Genomic DNA, 19,011 nt, shown 5'->3' on the forward strand with positions numbered 1-19,011 from the left:
GAATTAAATTAAGAATAATTCCTTATCTTGTGATTCTTATAAGATAAGAAATTATTAAAAATTATGATATATATTAATAAGATAAAGAATATCAAACCAATTGAAGAAAGGAGTGTATACCCATATAACATACCTTCAATAGCAAAATTAAATGAGTTAACATTTCACAAGAATATTACATTTATTGTCGGGGAAAACGGATCTGGAAAGTCTACTTTAATTGAGGCTATAGCTATAAATGCAGGATTTAATCCAGAAGGAGGAACCCATAATTTTAATTTTCAAACAAAAGAATCACATTCAAGCCTATTTAATGATTTAAAATTATTCAGATCACCTTATCGTGAAAAAGACGGCTTTTTTCTGAGGGCAGAAAGTTTTTATAATGTTGCTACCGAAATAGATAAGCTTTTTGAATTTGAAAAATCCAAGCGAGATTTATATTACGGAGGTTCACTCCACGAACGATCTCATGGGGGAGAGTTTCTTATCATTAATACATAATAGGTTTTCAGGTAATGGGTTATATATTTTAGACGAACCCGAATCGGCTCTTTCTGCGACCAATCAAATGGCTCTGCTGGCAATAATGAAAAACATATCAGATAATAATTCACAATTTATTATTGCGACTCATTCACCTATATTGATGGCTTATCCGGAAGCTGATATTTATTGTGTAACAGATGATGGATTAAAACTTGTAAGTTATGAAGAGACAGAACATTATAAGTAAACAAAATATTTTATCAATAATTATCGGTTAGTAATCAATGAGTTAGGACTACAAGCTTTATAAGGAAATATAGGTAACTTTGGATTTAACCACCAATGTAAAGAGATTCTGGTAACAATACTTTTATTAAAAGATTCTTCAGGACTATTTATAAAAATAGATATATCATTATTGTGAAATGTTTTAAGGTGAGTGAAGCAGAGAAACAATGTAAAGGTAAAAATTCCCGTGATATCTGTTATGTTAATGGTGAGCGAGGATATTGTTCGACCTTGTAGTTGGCCTTTACACAAAATTATGGATAGTACCTGAAAAATAAGCTGGGAATATATTCCCAGCTTATTTTTTTACCGTTTAGTTCTTTTTACTCTTATTTTCCGATACTTAAAACGCTGATTTGTCTAATATTCTGCAGGTCGCTGTAGTCGTATTGATACAGGCCGCCTTCAGCAATCATCATCAGTGTATTGTCATGTGGTATCACGTCATATCCATTCATGCCTTTATGATGGGCCAGTTGACTCGACATCAGTTTTTGGGGATCATCCGATTTATAAACTTTCAGACCATCGTCACAGAGGAATAATATACCATTATCTATTCCTAATCCCTTAGGATTGGTCATTGCATAAGATACTATCTGTTTAGGCATTTTCACATCACTAACATCTACTATAAACAATTCATTTGTATTTTGTCTGCACATATTTCCCGAATGAATGGTGACATAGGCCAGATCATCTTCCACAACAACGGGGTCACAGCCATAAACATGTTGTAAGGATGATTGATAATCGGGCTTGAGCGGATCTTTCACCGAGTATATCAACATTCCGGTCGGCGTACCCATAAACAGATTATCTTTATAGCTGAAGATCGTTTCTACATTCCAACCAATATAAATATCATCTGTTGCTTTTACTGGTTTGTCCCCTGATAGGTTAAATATACTCATATTATTATTAATTACAGTGTATAAGTAATTCTGGTATAAACCAAAACGGGACATGGAACCATTTAGCCCGCTTGCACCGTTACTGCTACTACTGCTGTTTTGCATATATGCATAATCATGACATACTATCATATTCTGTTTAACGGGTTCGGTCCTTTCTACCAATTTCCAGCCTACTATGACACCTTTATTGTCATTAAGATAACACATTGCATAGTCATATCCAAACTGGAAATTTTCCATTGGTGGTAAAACGTTTTCAAAGACGTTCTCTAACCGGCCCTTGAGTTCCGGCTGTGCAGGGTTGCTTATATCAAACCATACGAGGTCTATGTAGGAATCAGCATAGAGCATATTGTTACGGATGCTCAGGTCAGCATTTCCGATAAGTTCTATGTAACCGACATTTTTAGGTTCAGAGGGAGTGCGGTTATCGATGATATGAATACCTTTATCAGGCTCAGATATATAAAGATAGCCCTCATAGAAGCATATTTTGCCTTTTTGTGTAATCTCTTCAGGTGTGACTGATACCTTTATGGAATTACGAAAAGTGATGGCATTCATAAATACCGGTTCGTGGATTTTGTAGGTGATGGTTTCAGTATTGTCATTATCGCTACAGCTATACAATACACAGAATGCACTAATGTATAATAGATACAATAGATTTTTCATTATTTAAAGATTTAAGTTATTAAAAAATTCCGGTTGTTTTAAAACTTGTATCTGAGTCCGGCACCAAGACCAAATACTGAAGGTTTTTCTGTTCTAATGCTAATTGGTTGTTTATTATCGAAATAGTAAGAGAATCTAGGCTCAAAATATATACTCCAGTCGTTATAGAACATGTAAGATGCTCCAAGCGATGCGTTTAAAGACCATTGCAGACCGCTTATGCTTCCCTTGTCGTGAACGACAGCTGTACTATTGTTCTTATCATATATATCTTCCGTATATTTATATCTTAAGCCTTTCTCCACCATGCCTCCGGTAGATAGGTAGATATTCCAGTTCGAACTGTTCCATAGATACAGGACGACATTGACAGGGATACCAAGATAATGCAGTTCCTGCCGCGCTTCTAACGATTTAATCGCTTTCTTCCGGAACTGTGATGATAAGTATGTGTATGTCAATCCGGTTTCAAATCCGAGATATTTATTGATATCCTTGCGGACGTTAACACCGAATGATAATGGTAGAGAGTGATCCATTTCTGAAAAATCATTTACGCTGAGATCCTTGCTTAACAGGGCCTTCGTGTCTGAAAATGATTCCGAAATGTTTGCCGATGTGGCATAGTCATACATAAGCCCCTTATACATATTCCCATTCGACGACGAACCGCCTCCGGATGAAAATGAGGCAGACATCAGCCATCTGCTGTCGTTATTGCCGGCCTTTGCAATCAATAACCTGGCTGGTTCTTTAGGGGTTGCCTGCACAGGTTTCTTTTCCTGTATAGCAGGGACGGTGTCAGAAGTATTGACATTGGTCTCAGCTATATTATTATTCCCGGAGACCACATTCTGTACCATATTTTCAATATGAGCCATACTGATGGTATCTATGATCGTTGCAGGTACAGCTTCGTTCACAATTCCGCTTCCTTCTGCTATATGCCTGTCTCCGGCAGTCTTACTACTTAATGTGTGTGCGGGATAGCTTTTTGCGGGTATATGACTATCATTTCCGCTAACGACAATGATTGGCTGTTTGCCGGGTTTTGTTATTTTAATCCTGGTGGTATTAAAATTATCGATTCCGGTTATGCGGTTGAAAGGGGGCTCATCATTCTTGGGTATAGAGAGTAGTAAAATCACGATGACAGCTATAGCTGCAACAGAGCCCCCGATCCACCAGACAGACTTCCTCTGTTTGGGCTTCATCTGAAGCTCAATTCCGTTCCAGCAGTCTGCATCTACAGGCATCCGGTAATCTACCAGTTTTTGCCTTATCAGTCTGCTGAATTCGTCAGGTTGTTCGTTATGGCTTTTCTTGTCTGGCATTTTCATGCATTAATAGAGATTCCACATTTTTTTGTAAAACTTTCCGCGCCCTGATAAATTGAGAACGCGAAGTACTTTCTTTGATATTCAACATATTTGCTATTTCGCTATGTGTATAACCTTCTATGGCAAAAAGGTTGAACACTGTCCGGTAACCTTCCGGTAAGGCCGCTACACATGCCATCAGCTCATCTGCCGAAATCTGATCCAAAGCCGAAACATCAACATTCTCCATCGCTTCGTTATAATCGTCGATGTTTACACTTAATTTAAGAGCGTCGTTTCGCCGGAGATATTCCAGTGCGGTAGTCACAAAGACCCGGCGCATCCAACCGCCCAGCGAACCTGTTTCGGAATAGGTGCCTATTTTGGTAAAAACCTTGATAAACCCATCCTGGAGTAAGTCTTTGGCCGTTTCCCTGTCATTCGTATAGCGCATGCAAACACCCATCATGACCGGCGCATGTAACTCGTACAATTGTTTACGAGCCCATGATTCTCCACGTTTGCATCCCGCTATTAATAACTGTTCATTCATCGGCTAACTATACTCTCTACTTACATTGATGCAATAACATTTCCAAAAGTTGCATTTATGTAAAAATAAAGGATTTTTTAATTGGACATTTCCTAACTTGTAGTTTAACAGGTTATAAAAGCACTGTGTTTTTCTACAATGTATAGTAAAAAAGCTTCCTTTGAGAAGCTTTCAGTTAACAGGAGAAATCTTTTTAATCTTAATATTCCCTATTCTTTTATCCTTCGCAATCTCATTATTATTTTTTCAGGATCGTCTTTATCCATAATTGTGAGGATATCATCTTTCAAGACAAATTTGCATTCCCGCTGTTTCCCGTAATTATCCGTTATTATTATGCGCTCGTCCTTGATGGTGTATATACCGATACATTGGCTTCTGACAGAGCCTTCACTTGTCCGTACATCCATATAGACGGTATCATATCCGAAACGGAGTTCGGGTGATACGATCGTATCATCAGGCATTTTGATAGAGGTCTCATCCGTACCGTCTATATCCATCGCCCATCGTCCGGCAATGGTATTTCGTTCGCCACAGGCCATCAGGGCGAAGATAAATAAGCAGCAAAATACAAGTTTCCTCATTCTTTCTCATTCACAAAAACGATGCAATATATAAAAATATCAGCTATCTTGTAATATTTTTCTTAGATTTGTATAATGTCTAATCTATATACCATGAGAAAAAGGATGCATCTCTGTTTATTATATTCTCATAATCAGGCGCGGATGCGCACCATTGAAGAGGTGCTTTCGGATGTTGAATAATAAAATCGCCGGATATGAAAAAGCTATTGTTTCTTATATTGTCAATAACTATATTTATCTCTGTATTTGGGCAGGAAGGGCATAAGCTGAATATAGATATAGATGTATCGTTTAACCTGAATTATGCATTTGATAATAAAGATGGAATCAGAGATCCTGCCGCCCTGGGAATGAGTTTGGGATATGAATATGATGTGAATATGTTCTTTGGCCTGGAAGCCGGATTTAGAGCCGGGGGATTTAATCAGGGTATCCGTTATAATGATCCCAATATAGGGGTTGATGGCTTTGATAATCCATACAGTTATACAGAGACATCCTATAAAGGAACATACTGGGCTCCGTATATAGCCCCGAAGCTTTATCTCCCGATAGCATATGACGATAAAAAGGACCGGGCTAAATATATTTTTATAGAAAACAGGTTTTCATATACCCGTATCAACCTGAATAAAGCAAAAGGAATGGATGCGGCTGCTCATAAGTACCGCCTGATATACGAAATAAGGTTAGGGTATCAGTTCCCGATAGATGACAGATGGGCTATGAGTTGCTGGCTGGGATACAACACATTTGATTTTTCGAAAGTGAAACCGGAAGTTATTGAATATAAAAACGCAACACCTATACAGATAGGGATAGGCTTTAATTATATTATCAAGCAATAGAGGATAACTACCTGCATGCCCCAATTATTATGTAATTGGAGTAATTAAGTTTAATTAGGAGTCGGTAGGGGCAAAGATTCATTTTTTTTGATTATCTATACATGATTAAAACTGATAAGTAAGCATAAATAGAAAAAGAAAATTCGGATTTATTATAATAATGTTATCTTTGCCGCATTTTAAAACCAAAATATTGTAGATGACCAAGACAGCAATTATAATAGGAAGTTCAGGACTTACAGGCTCACAACTACTAAAAGCATTACTAACCAGTAATGTATATGGAAGGGTTATCAGCTTTGTGCGTAAAGGATCGAAAATATCACATCCTAAACTGGTACAGCATGTCGTCGATTTTGATAATCCTGAATCGTATCAGGATTTGATCGTGGGAAATGATATGTTTTGTTGTATGGGAACAACAATTAAGAAAGCCGGGACCGAAGAGGCTTTTGAGAAAGTAGACCTGCACTACCCTGTTCAGTTTGCTAAAGCCGCAGTAAATAGAGGTATAAAACAATATTCAATTATTTCGTCGGTTGGGGCGAATTCAAAGTCCGGTAATTTCTATTTGCGGACAAAGGGCAGGTGTGAAGAAGAATTAAGAAAACTTCCGTTCCAGTCTATTTCCATATTTCGTCCTTCGTTGCTGCTGGGAAACAGGAAAGAATTCAGGCTTGGGGAAAAACTGGGTGAATATGTTATGAAGATATTCGGGGTTTTCTTTGTGGGTAAGCTGAAAAGATATAAACCCATTGACGTGAAAAAAGTGGCGTATGCCATGTTTGATACCGCTCAAAAAAATACAGTAGGCTACCATATTTACGAATCCGAAGAGATTGCCGAAATATACACGGAGAGCCATAGATAAAGTCCGGACTCCTTTCCTCCCCAAAATTGTATTATATAAACAGTTAAGTATTACTGAATACTTATTCGTCCTTACATAATATTTCTGGAAAATGCGGCAGTAATTTTTATTGATTACTTATTTCTGTAAATTTTTTCCTGTTCATTATTAATTCATTATCTTTATGGAATAGATAATCTCTTGTAACCATGGAGGATAAAAACATGAAAGTCGAAATAAGACAGGAGGAAGCATGTGACTTTCCGGCAGTTTACGATATCAATCTAAAAGCATTCAACAGAAAAGAAGAGGCGCGGCTTGCAGACCGTTTACGCCTGAGTGACGGATTTATACCCGAACTTTCACTTGTCGCGATAGTGGAGAATAAGATAGTAGGGCATATCTTATTTACAAAAATCAGTATAATAGATGAGGAAAAACGTCAGGATAGCCTTGCTCTGGCTCCCATGGCAGTGAGCCCGGATATGCAGCGCAAGGGCGTTGGAGGGCAGCTGATCCGTTTCGGCCTGGATAAGGCCCGGCAGCTTGGATATAAGTCCGTTGTTGTTTTAGGGCATACCGGGTATTACCCGCGTTTTGGCTTTGTCCCTACAAGTAAATGGGGTATAAAGCCTCCGTTCAATGTTCCTGCCGATGTATTTATGGCAAAAGAATTAATTGATGGCGGCTTGTCGGATATTAAGGGGATAGTAAAGTATGCCCGGGAATTTGAAGAACTGTAAAGCCTTACTGTTCGTTTTCTATTATTCTTTTCAATTTATCCGGAGTCAGTATTTCATTTGTAAAGAATTTTCCGTTGATGAAAACACAATAGCTTGTCACCGGGGCTAAATGGTTTTGTGCCATTTCTTTTGTCGTGATCTGATGTAGCCGTACCGGATAATCGGAAGCCAGGATAACGGGTTCTAATAATTTTGTATATGGCACGGTAAACGGACATTGTGCCGTATAGAAGATGTCAATCCCTTTTATTCCGTCTCCCATTCCTTTGCGCGCCGAATCATTGAAGCGGGGTAGGGGCGCATCTTTGTCGAAGCGTTTTACGGCCAGTTCGAAGAAAGGAGGGCAGCTATCGCTTATTTCATATCCATGACACAACATAAACGCCTTGTCGGAAAGGAATGGCTTTTTCTTTTGCCCGACAATCAATACTACACCTTTATATCCGTTTTTGAGTGCGTCGGCCTCGCAACCGGCGAGTAATTGTTTCCCGTAGCCCTTTCCTTTAAACGAACCGGATACCCAGAAACAATTAATATATAAGTATCCGTCTGCCATTATCGGTACCCATGCATTGACCGCGGGAATATATTCTATAAACACTTTCCCCCGGGCATCGAGTTTCTTAAACCTCAGTCCTTCCTGCATACGGCAACTGAGCCATTCTTTTTTAGCAGCAACACCTGTTTCGGTTGATTTGCTGCTTATCGAGCAGCAGATGTGTTCGGTTGCAATATTCCCGGGAGATAGTGTAATTATATTCATCTTATACTGATTTTAGAACGTTCTTTTTGCGGTTTCTAAAACTCTAACAGTTGATATGATCTATCACATGGTTTACGGCTTTATCGTACCCGTCTTGAGTTGTTTTTCTCATTCTTTTATGCAGATGCCCAGCGTTTTAATGTGGGGAAATATTCCTTCATCTGAGCAACAGCCTGTTCTTTGGTTAGTTTTTGTTCAGTATCCTTGTTGAAATCGTCCAGATATTGTACGCAATGTTCTATCATCTCGTCCATTGTAATATCTTCGGTGAACTCACCGTCTGTGAAGCAATACCGGCAATATTCATGATTCTTGCTTTGGTCGGCGTTTGTTCCGAAATCTTCATCTGCATTTAGGGGCATGCCACAGCTTTGGCAAAATTGTTGGTTCATAATGTTCTGTTTTAATGGTTAATAATCTTAATGCAAAGAAAAGGATTTATACGACATGTCAGGTTGTCCATTCTTGCTAAATTAGGATATTTTTATCCGGCCGGTTAATTAAAGTTAAACGGGATTGTTGCGATTAATCCTTTTTGTCGTTATCATATCAAAGATACAAAGAGATGAAATTCAGTATTCACCTTTTAATATTTAAAGTTATGAAAAAGTTTTTATTAGCATTCGCATTATTCATAGGTGTTACATCATTTTATAACACTGCCGAAGCTCAAAATATAAATGTAAGTATCAATATAGGCCGTCAGCCGGCGTGGGGCCCTGTGGGATATGATTATGTAGGATATTATTATTTCCCGGATATAGATTGTTACTACGACGTGAATGTAGGTTTATTCTATTATTTCGACAGGGGGAGATGGATTTCTGCACGTTACTTACCATACGGATACCGTAATTATGACTTGTACGGACTATATAAAGTGGTGTTGAATGTGCGTGATCCGTGGAGATATCACCATATCCACTACAGAGATTATGCCCGCTACAGAGGACACCGTAACCAGATCGTAATACGTGACAGCCGTGACCACCGTTATCATGATAGCCGTAATAACAGGGTGATTTGGTATTCAGACAGCAGGAAAGACCATAAAAATAACAGTGGCCGTCCAAATTATAATTATAACAACCGTAAGGACAATAATTATCGCCCTGACAATAACTATAACAATAGCAGAAAAGATAATAACCGCAACAAGGATAAGAATTACAACAGCGGTCAAAAGAATGACAATAAGCGATCCGACTACGGTAACCGTGATAACCGTTCCAACAGGAATGACAATGTAAAGAGCCGCCCGTCTACAAGCCGCGACAATAACCGTAACAGTAAGGCTACGCAGTCATCTTCGGGTAGGAGTGATTTTAGGATGGCGTCGAGTACAGGCTCGGAAAGAAGTAACAGGAGATAATTAAATATAGGTTTAGGTGAATGGTTTTTTGAATGAAAGTGACAGGTGTATATCTATCAGGATATACACCTTAATCTTTATAAAATTGAAAAGCTTATCGTACCTTTGTATATATAAACACAAATAACACAAACCCCAATAATGAGAAAATATCTATTGATTATAGTTCTTCTTCTCGGCTTTACGCAGCTGATGAAATCACAGGACAGCCTGTCTGTACAATCTTTCCCAAAAGAAAATATTGTAGGCAGATGGGTTGAGGCTGAACGTACGGAAGGTGAGAAGACAAAACCTGCCGGAGAATTTCCCGATACATATATATTCCGCGATAATATGGTGTTTCACAAAGGTGAAGCTGCAGAAGGAGTCATCGTATTTAATATAACCGGAAGATATGAATTGGAAGGTGATTCTGTAACCATCTACTATAACAATTATTTGCTGAATAAGGCGAACAGGACAAAACCGAAGAGAATCCGCTTTACAGTGCTGTCTGTCTCTGATAAGGAGATGCTTGTCCAGGTGAAAGATTATGACTATGAATACAAAATGCTGTTGAACAAGCAGGCTCAATAGTACAATATATCAGGTATTTTGTCGTTTATATTCCTGTAAAGTTGTTAAATATAGATGTTTAAGCATTGCATAAACATAAAAAAACATATGGACAGATGAATCTTGCGACAGAATTGTATATCTTTGCCATTTAATTAAAACACAATAGTCCATTACTACAAAACGATGAAGAAAATCTTATTTATTCTATTTTTCTCATTACTTGGGTTATCCGGTTGCGTCAATAATGGTGATGAGCCTGATCAGCCTGTGATACCTCAGCCGGAACCTCCGGTAAATGCGGCAGCAGATGACCTGATAGGTACCTGGGAGACTTATTATTACAAGAAAGATATAATCTATATTTATTCGCCAGGCGAACAGCAGATATTTCCCGGCTTGCGGCTTGTTGATTATGACGGGTACAGGACCGAGTTCTATCTCGATCCGGCAGATAATAAATACAAATTTAAAAGTTATAATGTAATCGATCATTTAAATGATGAAGGAACATATTCGGCAAGTAGCGACACCATATACTTTAAATTTACTTATTTGGGCGGTGTGGCAACGGATACCACAACAAAACAGATCATCCGCCGCTTAGACCCGTCGAAGGGAATACTTAAGACGGAAGATATTTATCCGGGAACTATAGCGAATACAGGTATGAAATTTATAGTAACAGACATGAAGGCCCAGCGAAATGTCGCAATTGCCCCTACATTTACAGATGTATCGAAGGTGATGGTCAATACATACTTCGATGAATTGTCGGAGGCTCCTTGGGATGTAAAGGCATGTGCCTATTATTACAATGGTCTGTACCAGCCCGGTGAGACGGCGAAAATGGAGGAAGCCCTGACAAAAACTCAAACTTCATATAGATTCTATAAAGATGCGCAGGGGAAGAAGTTTTGTGTCATTAGTTCTCTAAATCCGGAGACAAACGAAATAGAAGCTGATAAGAACTCCCCTTATCCAATAATCATAGTAGATGATGTGATCTATTTTTTCTACACGGATAAAGTAACAGGAGAAATGAAAGACTTTGCGGCATGGGTGACCGAATGGAAGACTGCTAACGGAGCCCGGACATATATAGATAAGAGAAGCGAGAGGCTTGGCAATGATATATCTGCGATAGTAACAAGGGACCTTCTTCTTGTCCAGAGAAAAAACTGAGAGAACTTATATCGATAGACAGGATAGGGCGGTAATAACAATATTATTGCTCTGTTTTTTTATATATCCATTTGTTATCAGCTATGGAGAGGATGAGTGAATCTTCGGACAGGATTTCGATATCCAGACTTCGGAAAGGGATCTCGCCTTGATACAGATCCAATTCATAATTGTGAATTATAAACCTGAAAACCAGGGAGTCTTTCCTTTCAGACATATGCTGGGTACATTTATCCCCATCAAAAATAAGGTAGGTACGGTCTTTATTATAATCTACATCTACATTGTCGTAGATAGTTCTGTCCACATCTGCCAATATCCATTTTCCTTGTATAAGTGAGGTGTTTACCTTATCTGCATTGTAAGGGGTACAACCGCAGAGCAGGTATCCGGCAAGGGATAGGATGAAAATGTAAGCATCTCTTTTCATAGATTATATGTATTGAATGCAAATTAACGAATAAATTCTCATTATATATACCTTGTAGAAAAAAACCGGACAATAATTAAATATATTGTTTTTACTGCTATATTTGCTTAAACGTAATGTATAATCGATATGAAAACAATAGGTAATATTATCTGGGTATTGTTCGGAGGCTTTATGATAGCTTTGGAATACTTTATAGCAGGCTTTCTGATGATGATCACGATCATAGGTATTCCATTCGGTATCCAGTCTTTCAAACTGGGTATTCTTGCATTATGGCCTTTTGGCAGCAAGGTTGTAGAGGATGAAAGCTCTATTGGCTGCCTTAATCTGATAATGAATATTATCTGGATCATTATCGGTGGATTCTGGATTGCGCTTACTCATTTGTTTTGGGGAATTGTATTCTGTATCACAATAATTGGCATTCCTTTTGGTAAGCAACACTTCAAGCTGATACATCTGGCACTGTTTCCTTTCGGGAAAAAGGTAGAATAGGTGCGATACCGGGTGTGCAATCAGAACGAATTTTTACTTATTTAGACCTGAAACCCTCTTGTAAACTTCTACCCCGTGTGGTTACAGAGCTTATATCCTGATATTTCCCCAGGGCATCGGCCTGTAGTACTGTGCACGGAAAAGGACTTTCGAAGCATACAAAACGTCCGTCAGGTATTTCCGGGGACTTACTGATATAAATGGTTGCCCCATTGTCCAGTTTGTAAGGAAGAAACTCATCTGTATATAGGGTAAGCGATTTGAGTAGTTCCCTGTAAGGGTACTGCCTTATAATGATGTCGGATACAGGCCTGCTATTTGCTTTAGGGGTTTTTAAGTCAAACATATTGTAAAACTTGATAGAACGGCTTACAGCCCAGTATCCCATAAGAAGGGCAAAAGCTGCAGTAAGTATTGTACCCGTTTTAGGGTACAGTTTTTCTTCTCTTGTAGCGAGTAAAAGATAGCAGATATAATATATAATAGCAAACAATATTCCTCCTATAAACCGGGGGTCGGGCCCTCCCATATACCATAATCCTATTATTACCAGTAATACGATATAGACGAAATAGATATTCTTGTTCAGGTACCTCTTCTTCATCAGAGAATATACGACAACAACAGGGGAGAGCAGGGTAGGAACTATAAAAATGAGATTCATTCCCCACTTGTATATTCCGCCGAAACTACTTAATTCCGGATTTAAAATCTGCCACACAACATCTTTCAAGACACCTATCCCGCACGAAAGGATAAAATCTTTTTCTTCAATGGCGACAAATGCAGGAAGTTTCCAATCAACAGAAAATATATCTATTTCGTGAAGCGGAAAAACCAGATAGCCCGAAATAATAACGTTTCTGGTAAACCAAAGTGCCAGTATTACAGCAAGGATGAAACTCAGGAATAAGACTGCGCGGTATTCTTTACTCCGGATCAACCGTCCCAATATATATAACGAAATGAGGCCAAGCGGAATTGTGGTAAGTTTGAATGTGATCAAGGCTATCGGAATAACTATGAAAAATAATTTTTTGTTATCCGGTGAGTTTGGATATAATAACAGTTTTGCTATCAGGTATAGTGATACCAGGCTGGGTATGGCATCGGTAGATGTTGCCGCCAATGAATAGCCGAATGTGAAGATGTATCCTGTTATTACCAATAAAAGCAGGATGCGTTTTATCTCATAGCCGGATTGTATGATCTCCTTTATTGTCCAGCATATTATAGCCGCTAATACCAACACCTGCAGACTATATACTCCTTCGCCAAAAAGAACCCGTAGGCTGAAAATAGCCGACAGTAAAAGGTAATTGGAATTGAAACTAAACCGATGTTCTATATTTCCCAATCCGGGTACTATGGCAAATTCCTCATTCCAGCGTATATTCTGTTGATGGTAGAGCAGGGAGTCGAATACGCCTACCTGCCATATGATGGCAACCATCAGGCTGATAATGGGTATAATGAAAATGGCTGACTGAAAAGCATGTAAATGGACAAAGCTTGATTTTACTTTGCGGACGACAGCCCGAAGGTGATTTCTCCTTATGATCCAGTATATAATGCATGCTGTAATTAGTGCCGATAATATATAATGATTGGACGGCAACCAGAATGAAGTAATGGATACCGGTATCAGGGTAAAGCACATTCCAAGCAGGAATGTATCCGTAAGTCCATATTGTTCATCTTGTTTGCAAAGTCTGTTATATAAGGAGATAAAAATGTCTCCCAAAGAAAGGAAAACTACCGCGATAGCAATCCATGATATAATTATAGCGAGCATCTTCGACTAAATTTGATTACAAAGATACGGATTTTCTTTTAAATTTTCTTTATTGCTGATAATCACATACAAAGAAGAAAGTATAGTCGCCGACAGTTTCACTATCGACTTGTAACCACCTGATATTATTTTTGGCCGGAGTTGTTTTAGCGATGCGTTTCCCAGTAGAGTCATAGTCTTCGACCGATAGTATTCTGAATCTTTTGTTTGTACACTCATACAGGCAGTTATAAATACAGTAACTGAAATCATTCCATTTATCGGCTTTCTCAGTTTTCCCCATTTTAGTATATTCAGCCCTGATCTTGTCTATATACAACTTCTTGCTTTCCGGGCTTATATAAACCCTTTTCTCGCGGGCATAGGCTACCGCACCTTCGTGCCGTATGCTGGCTGTATCCGTATATATTTCCACATCTTCGGCTACAGCAATGTTAAACCACCCTTCATATTTTGGATGTACACTGCTTGTTGTGGATTTACAGCTCGATAAAAATAGTATAAGGCTTATGAGAAAGACAATGTATTTCATATTATTCTGTTATTGTTTATAGTTAAAACAAAGATAGGTTATCAAAAGATTATATATTGGTAAATAGCTTATAATTTTTAAGAAAGTTTATCTATAGATAGGAGCTGTTAGCCTTTAGCTTACAGCTTATAGTTCTTTGAAAGAATGAAATGGCCCCTCCAACTTCCCCAAGGGGCAGGGCTGTTAAGTTCTCTTCTTTGTTCTGTTATTTTCTGCTGTCATTGGCTCCGCTTCGCTCTGCCGAACGTTGTTTCTGAGTGGAACGAAGGACCCCGACCCTGAGAAACGAGATGTTTCACTCCGTTCAACATGACACAGAGGGTATAAATAATTAGAACTTAACAGCCCTGCCCCCAAAGGGGACTTACAGAGAGGGAAAAAAGTAACGGATAGAAAATAGTGGAAAAAGTGTAACTTTTGTAACTTTTTAACAGTTACGAGTTTGCCTCGCCTTCGCTTCGGCGAATGTTATTTCTGCGCCCTTTGGGCAGTTACAAGTTACAAGTTACGAGTAGACAAGATACGAGATACAAGATACGGGTTGTTAACTGCTTACTGTTGACTGTTAACTGATATATCTGTTACCTTTTTAGGTATGCCAGATGAATTTGTATTGATTATACTGTTTGCTACTAATGTTTTACGTGTGGTAGTTGAAGTCCTGTATAAATTTAAAAAAAAGTTTCCATTTTCTATTGCATATATAAAAATATGCCATATATTTGCAGTGTACTAATAAACTAATACACTAAATGTATGATAAAAATAAATGACTTAAGCTTCTATTACAATAAGAAACGGCCTGTATTTGAGCATGTTTCTTTTGATATGCAAGGGGGGATATACGGTCTGTTAGGCGAAAATGGAGTGGGCAAAACCACTTTGTTACATTTAATTAGCGGATTATGCTTTCCGAAAAATGGTAGTTGTAAAGTTTTTGAGTATGAATCCGCATATAGAAATCCGGAGATGTTGAAGCAGCTTTTCTTTTTGCCGGAAGAGTTTCAGGCTCAGAATATGCTGATAAAAGACTTTATAAGATATAACTCATCTTTCTATCCCAATTTCAGTGAAACACAGTTCGACGTTTATCTGAATGACTTTCACGTAGAAAAGGACAGGAAAATGGCTGAATTATCTTTCGGACAAAAAAAGAAAGTAATGATAGCATTTGCTCTCGCGCTTAATACACCAATTACTTTGCTGGATGAGCCTACAAATGGTTTGGATATTCCATCCAAGGCGCAGTTCAGGAAAATAGTGGCTTCAGCATTCGAAGAAAACAGATGCATCCTGATCTCCACGCATCAGGTACGTGATCTTGAAAGCCTTATAGACCCTATTATTATACTGGATCGTAATCAGGTGTTGTTGAATAATTCGGTGGAAGAGATTACTCAAAAACTTTTGTTCTCGTACACATCTTCCAAGCCGGAAGAAGCGCTGTATTGTGAGCAGACAATGCAAGGTTATGCATCGGTGCAGGTAAATAAATATAAGGAAGAAAGTACCCTGAACATAGAAACTCTGTTTAATACGGTTGTTAATAATAAGACGAAAATTAAGGAATTATTTAACTCTAATCAGTGATAGAATGAATGCTATATTTAATATAAATCGTTTTTGGGAACTGGAAAAACGTAACTTTTTTTTGTCCAGGATGCAATATATCTATATTGCGGGCGGACTTACAGGCCTGTACTTTTTATCCATGCTTTTGAATGTACTGACAAACAATAGTAATTTGATCTGGTTGATAAATTTTATTGCGGGTACGATCATAATAGCGGGTCCTTGCTTTTTTGAAAAGTCGAGGGGAAAGCATTCGAGTATTTTCGATTTCACATTACCGTCATCAACTTTCGAAAAATTTATAAGTCTCTGGACTAAATATGTGATTGTACTGCCGCTAATGATTTTCATATTATTGCTATTGCTGAATATTATAACAGGTTTTATCCCGGTGGATGGGGTACAGGCACATGCTAAGGAAATGAGATTGACAGAAAATCTTTATGCATTCAAAACTTTATCTACGGTGCTGTTTTTCCAATCTATATTCATGTGTGGATATTATTACTTCAAGCGGTATGCCTTTGCCAAGACCTCTGTTGTTTTATTAATACTGTTTATAGTAGTCGTATTCGGCGCGATACTGATGGTGCATCTGTCCATGCAGCATGGTAATATGACTTTTAATCTGGACAGCGACCAGCAACAGTCTTTCAGGGTCGGTTACGAAGCCGGGCATTCAATGGGTTTTATCGCTTTTACTTCCGATGTCATAGTTAAAACCTGCAGTATTGTAATAAATGTGGTTGTTCCTGTGGGTATGTGGATTGTATCCTTTTTTAAACTGAGAGAAACTGAAATTTAACATTATGGATTTTAAATCAAATAAACCGATATATCTGCAAATAGTAGACTTCTGCTTCCAGAAGATGTTGACCGGTGAATGGGCGGAAGAGGAACGTGTGCCTTCTGTCAGGGAATTGGGGACAACATTGCAGGTGAATCCCAATACCGCTATGCGGGCGTTTGAATATATGCAGACAGAAAATATCATTTACTCAAAGCGTGGTATGGGATATTATGTGGCGGAAAGTGCCCGTAAACAGATACTGAATCTTCAGAAGAAAGAATTCTTCGAGGAAATGCTTCCTGAAACTTTCAAGACTATGGAATTGCTGGATATCAGTATAGATGAAGTGGTTGATAGGTATAATAAGTCAAAAGGATAGAGATATTATGAAAAAATATGCAAATAAAATTTTAGCCGTTATGATAGCAATCGTTGTAGTATGTATAGTTGTTATAGTGTACAAACTTATTGATATACTAACAGCGTCTCTGTGACAAAAATAATAAGGGAAGGGAGCCCCGACACCATATAAAATACCCATTCTTTCCCTGATAAGAATGGGTGTTGATTTTTATTTCTTGTCTTCGGTTCCTTCGGTTTGTTTGCTTTGCTCTTTCGCAGGAGTGCTGCTTCTTGACGAGGTACTGTTGCCGGAGCCATAAGACGGGCGTTCTGTTCCGCCGGACGATGGTCTACCGCTATTTCCGGGTTTATTATCTTCCGTCGGTCTGGTACTAGGCCTGCCTGAATTGGAGGTATTGTTATCCGGACGATTTGAAGGCCTGTTGTTTTCCGGCCTGTTTGGTTGTGATGGCCGGTTAGGCATTGGCCTGTTCGGATAAGTGGTGTATGGCGGACGCGGAGAAATTCCGGCAGGAGGAACGTCTTCATACATGAAATCGTACCGCGATAATCGTCCGTTCCAGAATTCTATCGCATAGGCTTCATTTCTGTAAGTATAGTATTCGTACACATCCAGCTGTCCGTCTTGTGTGTAAGAAGATGATAATACTCGTATAGGTGCGCCCATTATCTGGTTCACCTCATTCTGGGTCATTCCTACAGACAGGCTCGATACATCTGCAAGCCGCATAGTGCCACAGGCAGAGAATAACAGAACTATAAATATAATGATGAATGCTGACTTTTTCATAACAGTTCTTTTTGGTAGTTTAGTTTCCTATTAGAATAGAGAAGGGTATGAAAGGTTTAACTCTGTTTAGATAAATTATGAGATATCCTATTTCCCTTTTCCGAAATATACAACCTGTTTCACAACAGCGTTCGTTATGCGTATAGACGATATTAACCGTCCTGTGTTTTCTGAAAATACATCGACATTCCATACATGTGTAGAACGTCCTTTGTGTTGGATTACGCCTTTGGCGCGGACTGTGTCACCTACATTCGCACTCGATATATGACTGGCGCTTATCTGCATACCAAAGCATCGTTCATCGCTTGCGCATACGTTATTAGAGCCTGCCCCTGCCAGCGATTCGGCGAGAGAGATCGTTGCCCCGCCATGCAGAACGCCCATTGTTTGGGTCATCTGCTGGGTGACAGGCATAATCGCTTCAAGAGACATTGGGTCATCAGATTCTATGAATGTGATGTTCAATGTCTCCAGAAAAGTATTCTTCATTCGCTCTTGTATATTGTTTGTATCGAGCCTCATTCTTTATTAATTCTGGCCTACGAGAAAACCATTAGCTATGATGGCACCGTCCCCTTCCAGTTCTATTATATAGGTTTGGGTTGGTTCCATTATGCCTTGTATAACGGTAATTTCTACATAGTCTGTACTTGTTACATTATAGAAAAGCGCGAACTCTCCTAATTGACAACGTTTTACATCCGGATATTTTTTATTCGACTTAGTCAGTTCAGGATCAACTGATACCCAGCCTTTTTCGGCAAGGAACGGGCAATCGCTGGTCATGGTAAGTTGCACTCCGCTGCTCAGTGTAACGCGTACAAGGCGATTATACATTATTTTGTTTATACTTTTTACCTTCTTTTCTTCGTATACTTTATCTTTGATATTGAATGATAGGACAATATCTCCAACTTCCAGGTTTTCAATATTCTTTTTCTTGTCATCAAACATTGTTATTTTTGTGCCCGCAGCCAGGCTACTACTCTGCGCAGCCACACTCATATTGAGCCCAAGAAAGCAGATAAGTGTGAAAAGGAAAAATCTGATTTTCATATTAATTTCGTTTTTCTATGTAAAGTTTTGTACAA

General features: G+C 38.6%; 24 protein-coding genes. 12 read left to right on the top strand and 12 right to left on the bottom strand.

Annotated features, from left to right (window positions below; all coding sequences use genetic code 11):
- Window positions 1-63 precede the first annotated feature (63 nt).
- Together ACYQ3L_RS11950 and ACYQ3L_RS11955 are read left to right on the top strand one after the other, a co-directional pair.
- A complete protein-coding gene (locus ACYQ3L_RS11950; protein ID WP_379999152.1) occupies window positions 64-504 on the top strand; it encodes an AAA family ATPase in 441 nt (146 codons plus the stop codon).
- Between the two features lie 67 nt (window positions 505-571).
- The gene (locus tag ACYQ3L_RS11955; protein WP_459952412.1) at window positions 572-736 is read left to right on the top strand and encodes an AAA family ATPase; all 165 of its coding nucleotides are present in this window, start codon (window positions 572-574) and stop codon (window positions 734-736) included.
- 370 nt (window positions 737-1,106) lie between these two features.
- On the opposite strand, the gene ACYQ3L_RS11960 is transcribed toward ACYQ3L_RS11955, so the two are convergent.
- The 4 genes from ACYQ3L_RS11960 to ACYQ3L_RS11975 all read right to left on the bottom strand — a co-directional run bounded on the left by ACYQ3L_RS11960 (window position 1,107) and on the right by ACYQ3L_RS11975 (window position 4,828).
- Window positions 1,107-2,369 (bottom strand): LVIVD repeat-containing protein, encoded by a 1,263-nt coding sequence (locus ACYQ3L_RS11960; RefSeq protein ID WP_379999148.1) that lies wholly within the window; start codon window positions 2,367-2,369, stop codon window positions 1,107-1,109.
- 38 nt (window positions 2,370-2,407) lie between these two features.
- Window positions 2,408-3,703, bottom strand: coding sequence for an outer membrane beta-barrel protein (locus ACYQ3L_RS11965; protein WP_379999146.1), 1,296 nt, complete (start codon window positions 3,701-3,703; stop codon window positions 2,408-2,410).
- On the bottom strand, window positions 3,681-4,241 hold the full coding sequence (locus ACYQ3L_RS11970; RefSeq protein WP_379999144.1) for an RNA polymerase sigma factor: 561 nt from the start codon (window positions 4,239-4,241) through the stop codon (window positions 3,681-3,683). Before ACYQ3L_RS11970 ends, ACYQ3L_RS11965 begins: the two co-directional genes overlap by 23 nt.
- A 209-nt stretch (window positions 4,242-4,450) precedes the next feature.
- Complete coding sequence (locus ACYQ3L_RS11975) at window positions 4,451-4,828, bottom strand: hypothetical protein (RefSeq protein ID WP_379999142.1); 378 nt, start codon at window positions 4,826-4,828, stop codon at window positions 4,451-4,453.
- A gap of 197 nt (window positions 4,829-5,025) precedes the next feature.
- Here ACYQ3L_RS11975 and ACYQ3L_RS11980 point away from each other — a divergent pair, with 197 nt between their 5' ends.
- From ACYQ3L_RS11980 to ACYQ3L_RS11990, 3 genes are all read left to right on the top strand, one after another.
- Window positions 5,026-5,679 carry a hypothetical protein gene (locus ACYQ3L_RS11980; protein WP_379999140.1) on the top strand — a complete coding sequence of 218 codons (654 nt, stop codon included), beginning with the start codon at window positions 5,026-5,028 and terminating at the stop codon, window positions 5,677-5,679.
- 199 nt (window positions 5,680-5,878) lie between these two features.
- Entirely contained in the window at window positions 5,879-6,550 is a 672-nt protein-coding gene (locus ACYQ3L_RS11985; protein WP_379999138.1) for an oxidoreductase, read from the top strand.
- Window positions 6,551-6,753: 203 nt separating this feature from the next.
- Window positions 6,754-7,272, top strand: coding sequence for a GNAT family N-acetyltransferase (locus ACYQ3L_RS11990; protein WP_379999136.1), 519 nt, complete (start codon window positions 6,754-6,756; stop codon window positions 7,270-7,272).
- Between the two features lie 4 nt (window positions 7,273-7,276).
- On the opposite strand, the gene ACYQ3L_RS11995 is transcribed toward ACYQ3L_RS11990, so the two are convergent.
- Both ACYQ3L_RS11995 and ACYQ3L_RS12000 read right to left on the bottom strand, forming a co-directional pair.
- A complete protein-coding gene (locus tag ACYQ3L_RS11995) occupies window positions 7,277-8,035 on the bottom strand; it encodes a GNAT family N-acetyltransferase (protein WP_379999134.1) in 759 nt (252 codons plus the stop codon).
- A gap of 116 nt (window positions 8,036-8,151) precedes the next feature.
- Window positions 8,152-8,427 carry a zinc ribbon domain-containing protein gene (locus tag ACYQ3L_RS12000; protein WP_379999132.1) on the bottom strand — a complete coding sequence of 92 codons (276 nt, stop codon included), beginning with the start codon at window positions 8,425-8,427 and terminating at the stop codon, window positions 8,152-8,154.
- Between the two features lie 209 nt (window positions 8,428-8,636).
- On the opposite strand from ACYQ3L_RS12000, the gene ACYQ3L_RS12005 reads away from it, so the two are divergent.
- From ACYQ3L_RS12005 to ACYQ3L_RS12015, 3 genes are all read left to right on the top strand, one after another.
- Complete coding sequence (locus tag ACYQ3L_RS12005) at window positions 8,637-9,407, top strand: hypothetical protein (RefSeq protein ID WP_379999130.1); 771 nt, start codon at window positions 8,637-8,639, stop codon at window positions 9,405-9,407.
- 141 nt (window positions 9,408-9,548) lie between these two features.
- Window positions 9,549-9,983: a hypothetical protein gene (locus ACYQ3L_RS12010; protein ID WP_379999128.1), complete on the top strand. Its 435-nt coding sequence runs from the start codon at window positions 9,549-9,551 to the stop codon at window positions 9,981-9,983.
- A gap of 165 nt (window positions 9,984-10,148) precedes the next feature.
- A complete protein-coding gene (locus ACYQ3L_RS12015) occupies window positions 10,149-11,147 on the top strand; it encodes a hypothetical protein (protein WP_379999126.1) in 999 nt (332 codons plus the stop codon).
- Window positions 11,148-11,190: 43 nt separating this feature from the next.
- Here ACYQ3L_RS12015 and ACYQ3L_RS12020 read toward each other — a convergent pair whose 3' ends face one another.
- On the bottom strand, window positions 11,191-11,577 hold the full coding sequence (locus ACYQ3L_RS12020; protein ID WP_379999124.1) for a hypothetical protein: 387 nt from the start codon (window positions 11,575-11,577) through the stop codon (window positions 11,191-11,193).
- Between the two features lie 129 nt (window positions 11,578-11,706).
- On the opposite strand from ACYQ3L_RS12020, the gene ACYQ3L_RS12025 reads away from it, so the two are divergent.
- A complete protein-coding gene (locus ACYQ3L_RS12025; RefSeq protein WP_379999122.1) occupies window positions 11,707-12,075 on the top strand; it encodes a YccF domain-containing protein in 369 nt (122 codons plus the stop codon).
- A gap of 37 nt (window positions 12,076-12,112) precedes the next feature.
- Here the strand turns inward: ACYQ3L_RS12025 and ACYQ3L_RS12030 are convergent, their stop codons facing one another.
- Window positions 12,113-13,870: an LIC_10190 family membrane protein gene (locus ACYQ3L_RS12030; protein ID WP_379999120.1), complete on the bottom strand. Its 1,758-nt coding sequence runs from the start codon at window positions 13,868-13,870 to the stop codon at window positions 12,113-12,115.
- A 49-nt stretch (window positions 13,871-13,919) separates the two neighbouring features.
- Complete coding sequence (locus tag ACYQ3L_RS12035) at window positions 13,920-14,402, bottom strand: surface-adhesin E family protein (RefSeq protein WP_379999117.1); 483 nt, start codon at window positions 14,400-14,402, stop codon at window positions 13,920-13,922.
- Window positions 14,403-15,158: 756 nt separating this feature from the next.
- Here ACYQ3L_RS12035 and ACYQ3L_RS12040 point away from each other — a divergent pair.
- From ACYQ3L_RS12040 to ACYQ3L_RS12050, 3 genes are read left to right on the top strand one after another with little or no spacing between them, the layout of a single operon-like run.
- Window positions 15,159-15,992 (top strand): ABC transporter ATP-binding protein, encoded by an 834-nt coding sequence (locus ACYQ3L_RS12040; protein WP_379999115.1) that lies wholly within the window; start codon window positions 15,159-15,161, stop codon window positions 15,990-15,992.
- 4 nt (window positions 15,993-15,996) lie between these two features.
- Window positions 15,997-16,779, top strand: a complete 783-nt coding sequence (locus ACYQ3L_RS12045; protein ID WP_379999113.1) for a hypothetical protein — start codon at window positions 15,997-15,999, stop codon at window positions 16,777-16,779.
- A gap of 4 nt (window positions 16,780-16,783) precedes the next feature.
- Complete coding sequence (locus ACYQ3L_RS12050) at window positions 16,784-17,143, top strand: GntR family transcriptional regulator (RefSeq protein ID WP_379999111.1); 360 nt, start codon at window positions 16,784-16,786, stop codon at window positions 17,141-17,143.
- 192 nt (window positions 17,144-17,335) lie between these two features.
- Here the strand turns inward: ACYQ3L_RS12050 and ACYQ3L_RS12055 are convergent, their stop codons facing one another.
- The 3 genes from ACYQ3L_RS12055 to ACYQ3L_RS12065 form a co-directional block, all read right to left on the bottom strand.
- Window positions 17,336-17,917 carry a hypothetical protein gene (locus tag ACYQ3L_RS12055; protein ID WP_379999109.1) on the bottom strand — a complete coding sequence of 194 codons (582 nt, stop codon included), beginning with the start codon at window positions 17,915-17,917 and terminating at the stop codon, window positions 17,336-17,338.
- Window positions 17,918-18,004: 87 nt separating this feature from the next.
- On the bottom strand, window positions 18,005-18,409 hold the full coding sequence (locus ACYQ3L_RS12060) for a PaaI family thioesterase (protein ID WP_379999107.1): 405 nt from the start codon (window positions 18,407-18,409) through the stop codon (window positions 18,005-18,007).
- Between the two features lie 39 nt (window positions 18,410-18,448).
- Window positions 18,449-18,976: a Hint domain-containing protein gene (locus tag ACYQ3L_RS12065; RefSeq protein ID WP_379999105.1), complete on the bottom strand. Its 528-nt coding sequence runs from the start codon at window positions 18,974-18,976 to the stop codon at window positions 18,449-18,451.
- Window positions 18,977-19,011: the final 35 nt, after the last annotated feature.

Source organism: Dysgonomonas termitidis, assembly GCF_054657735.1.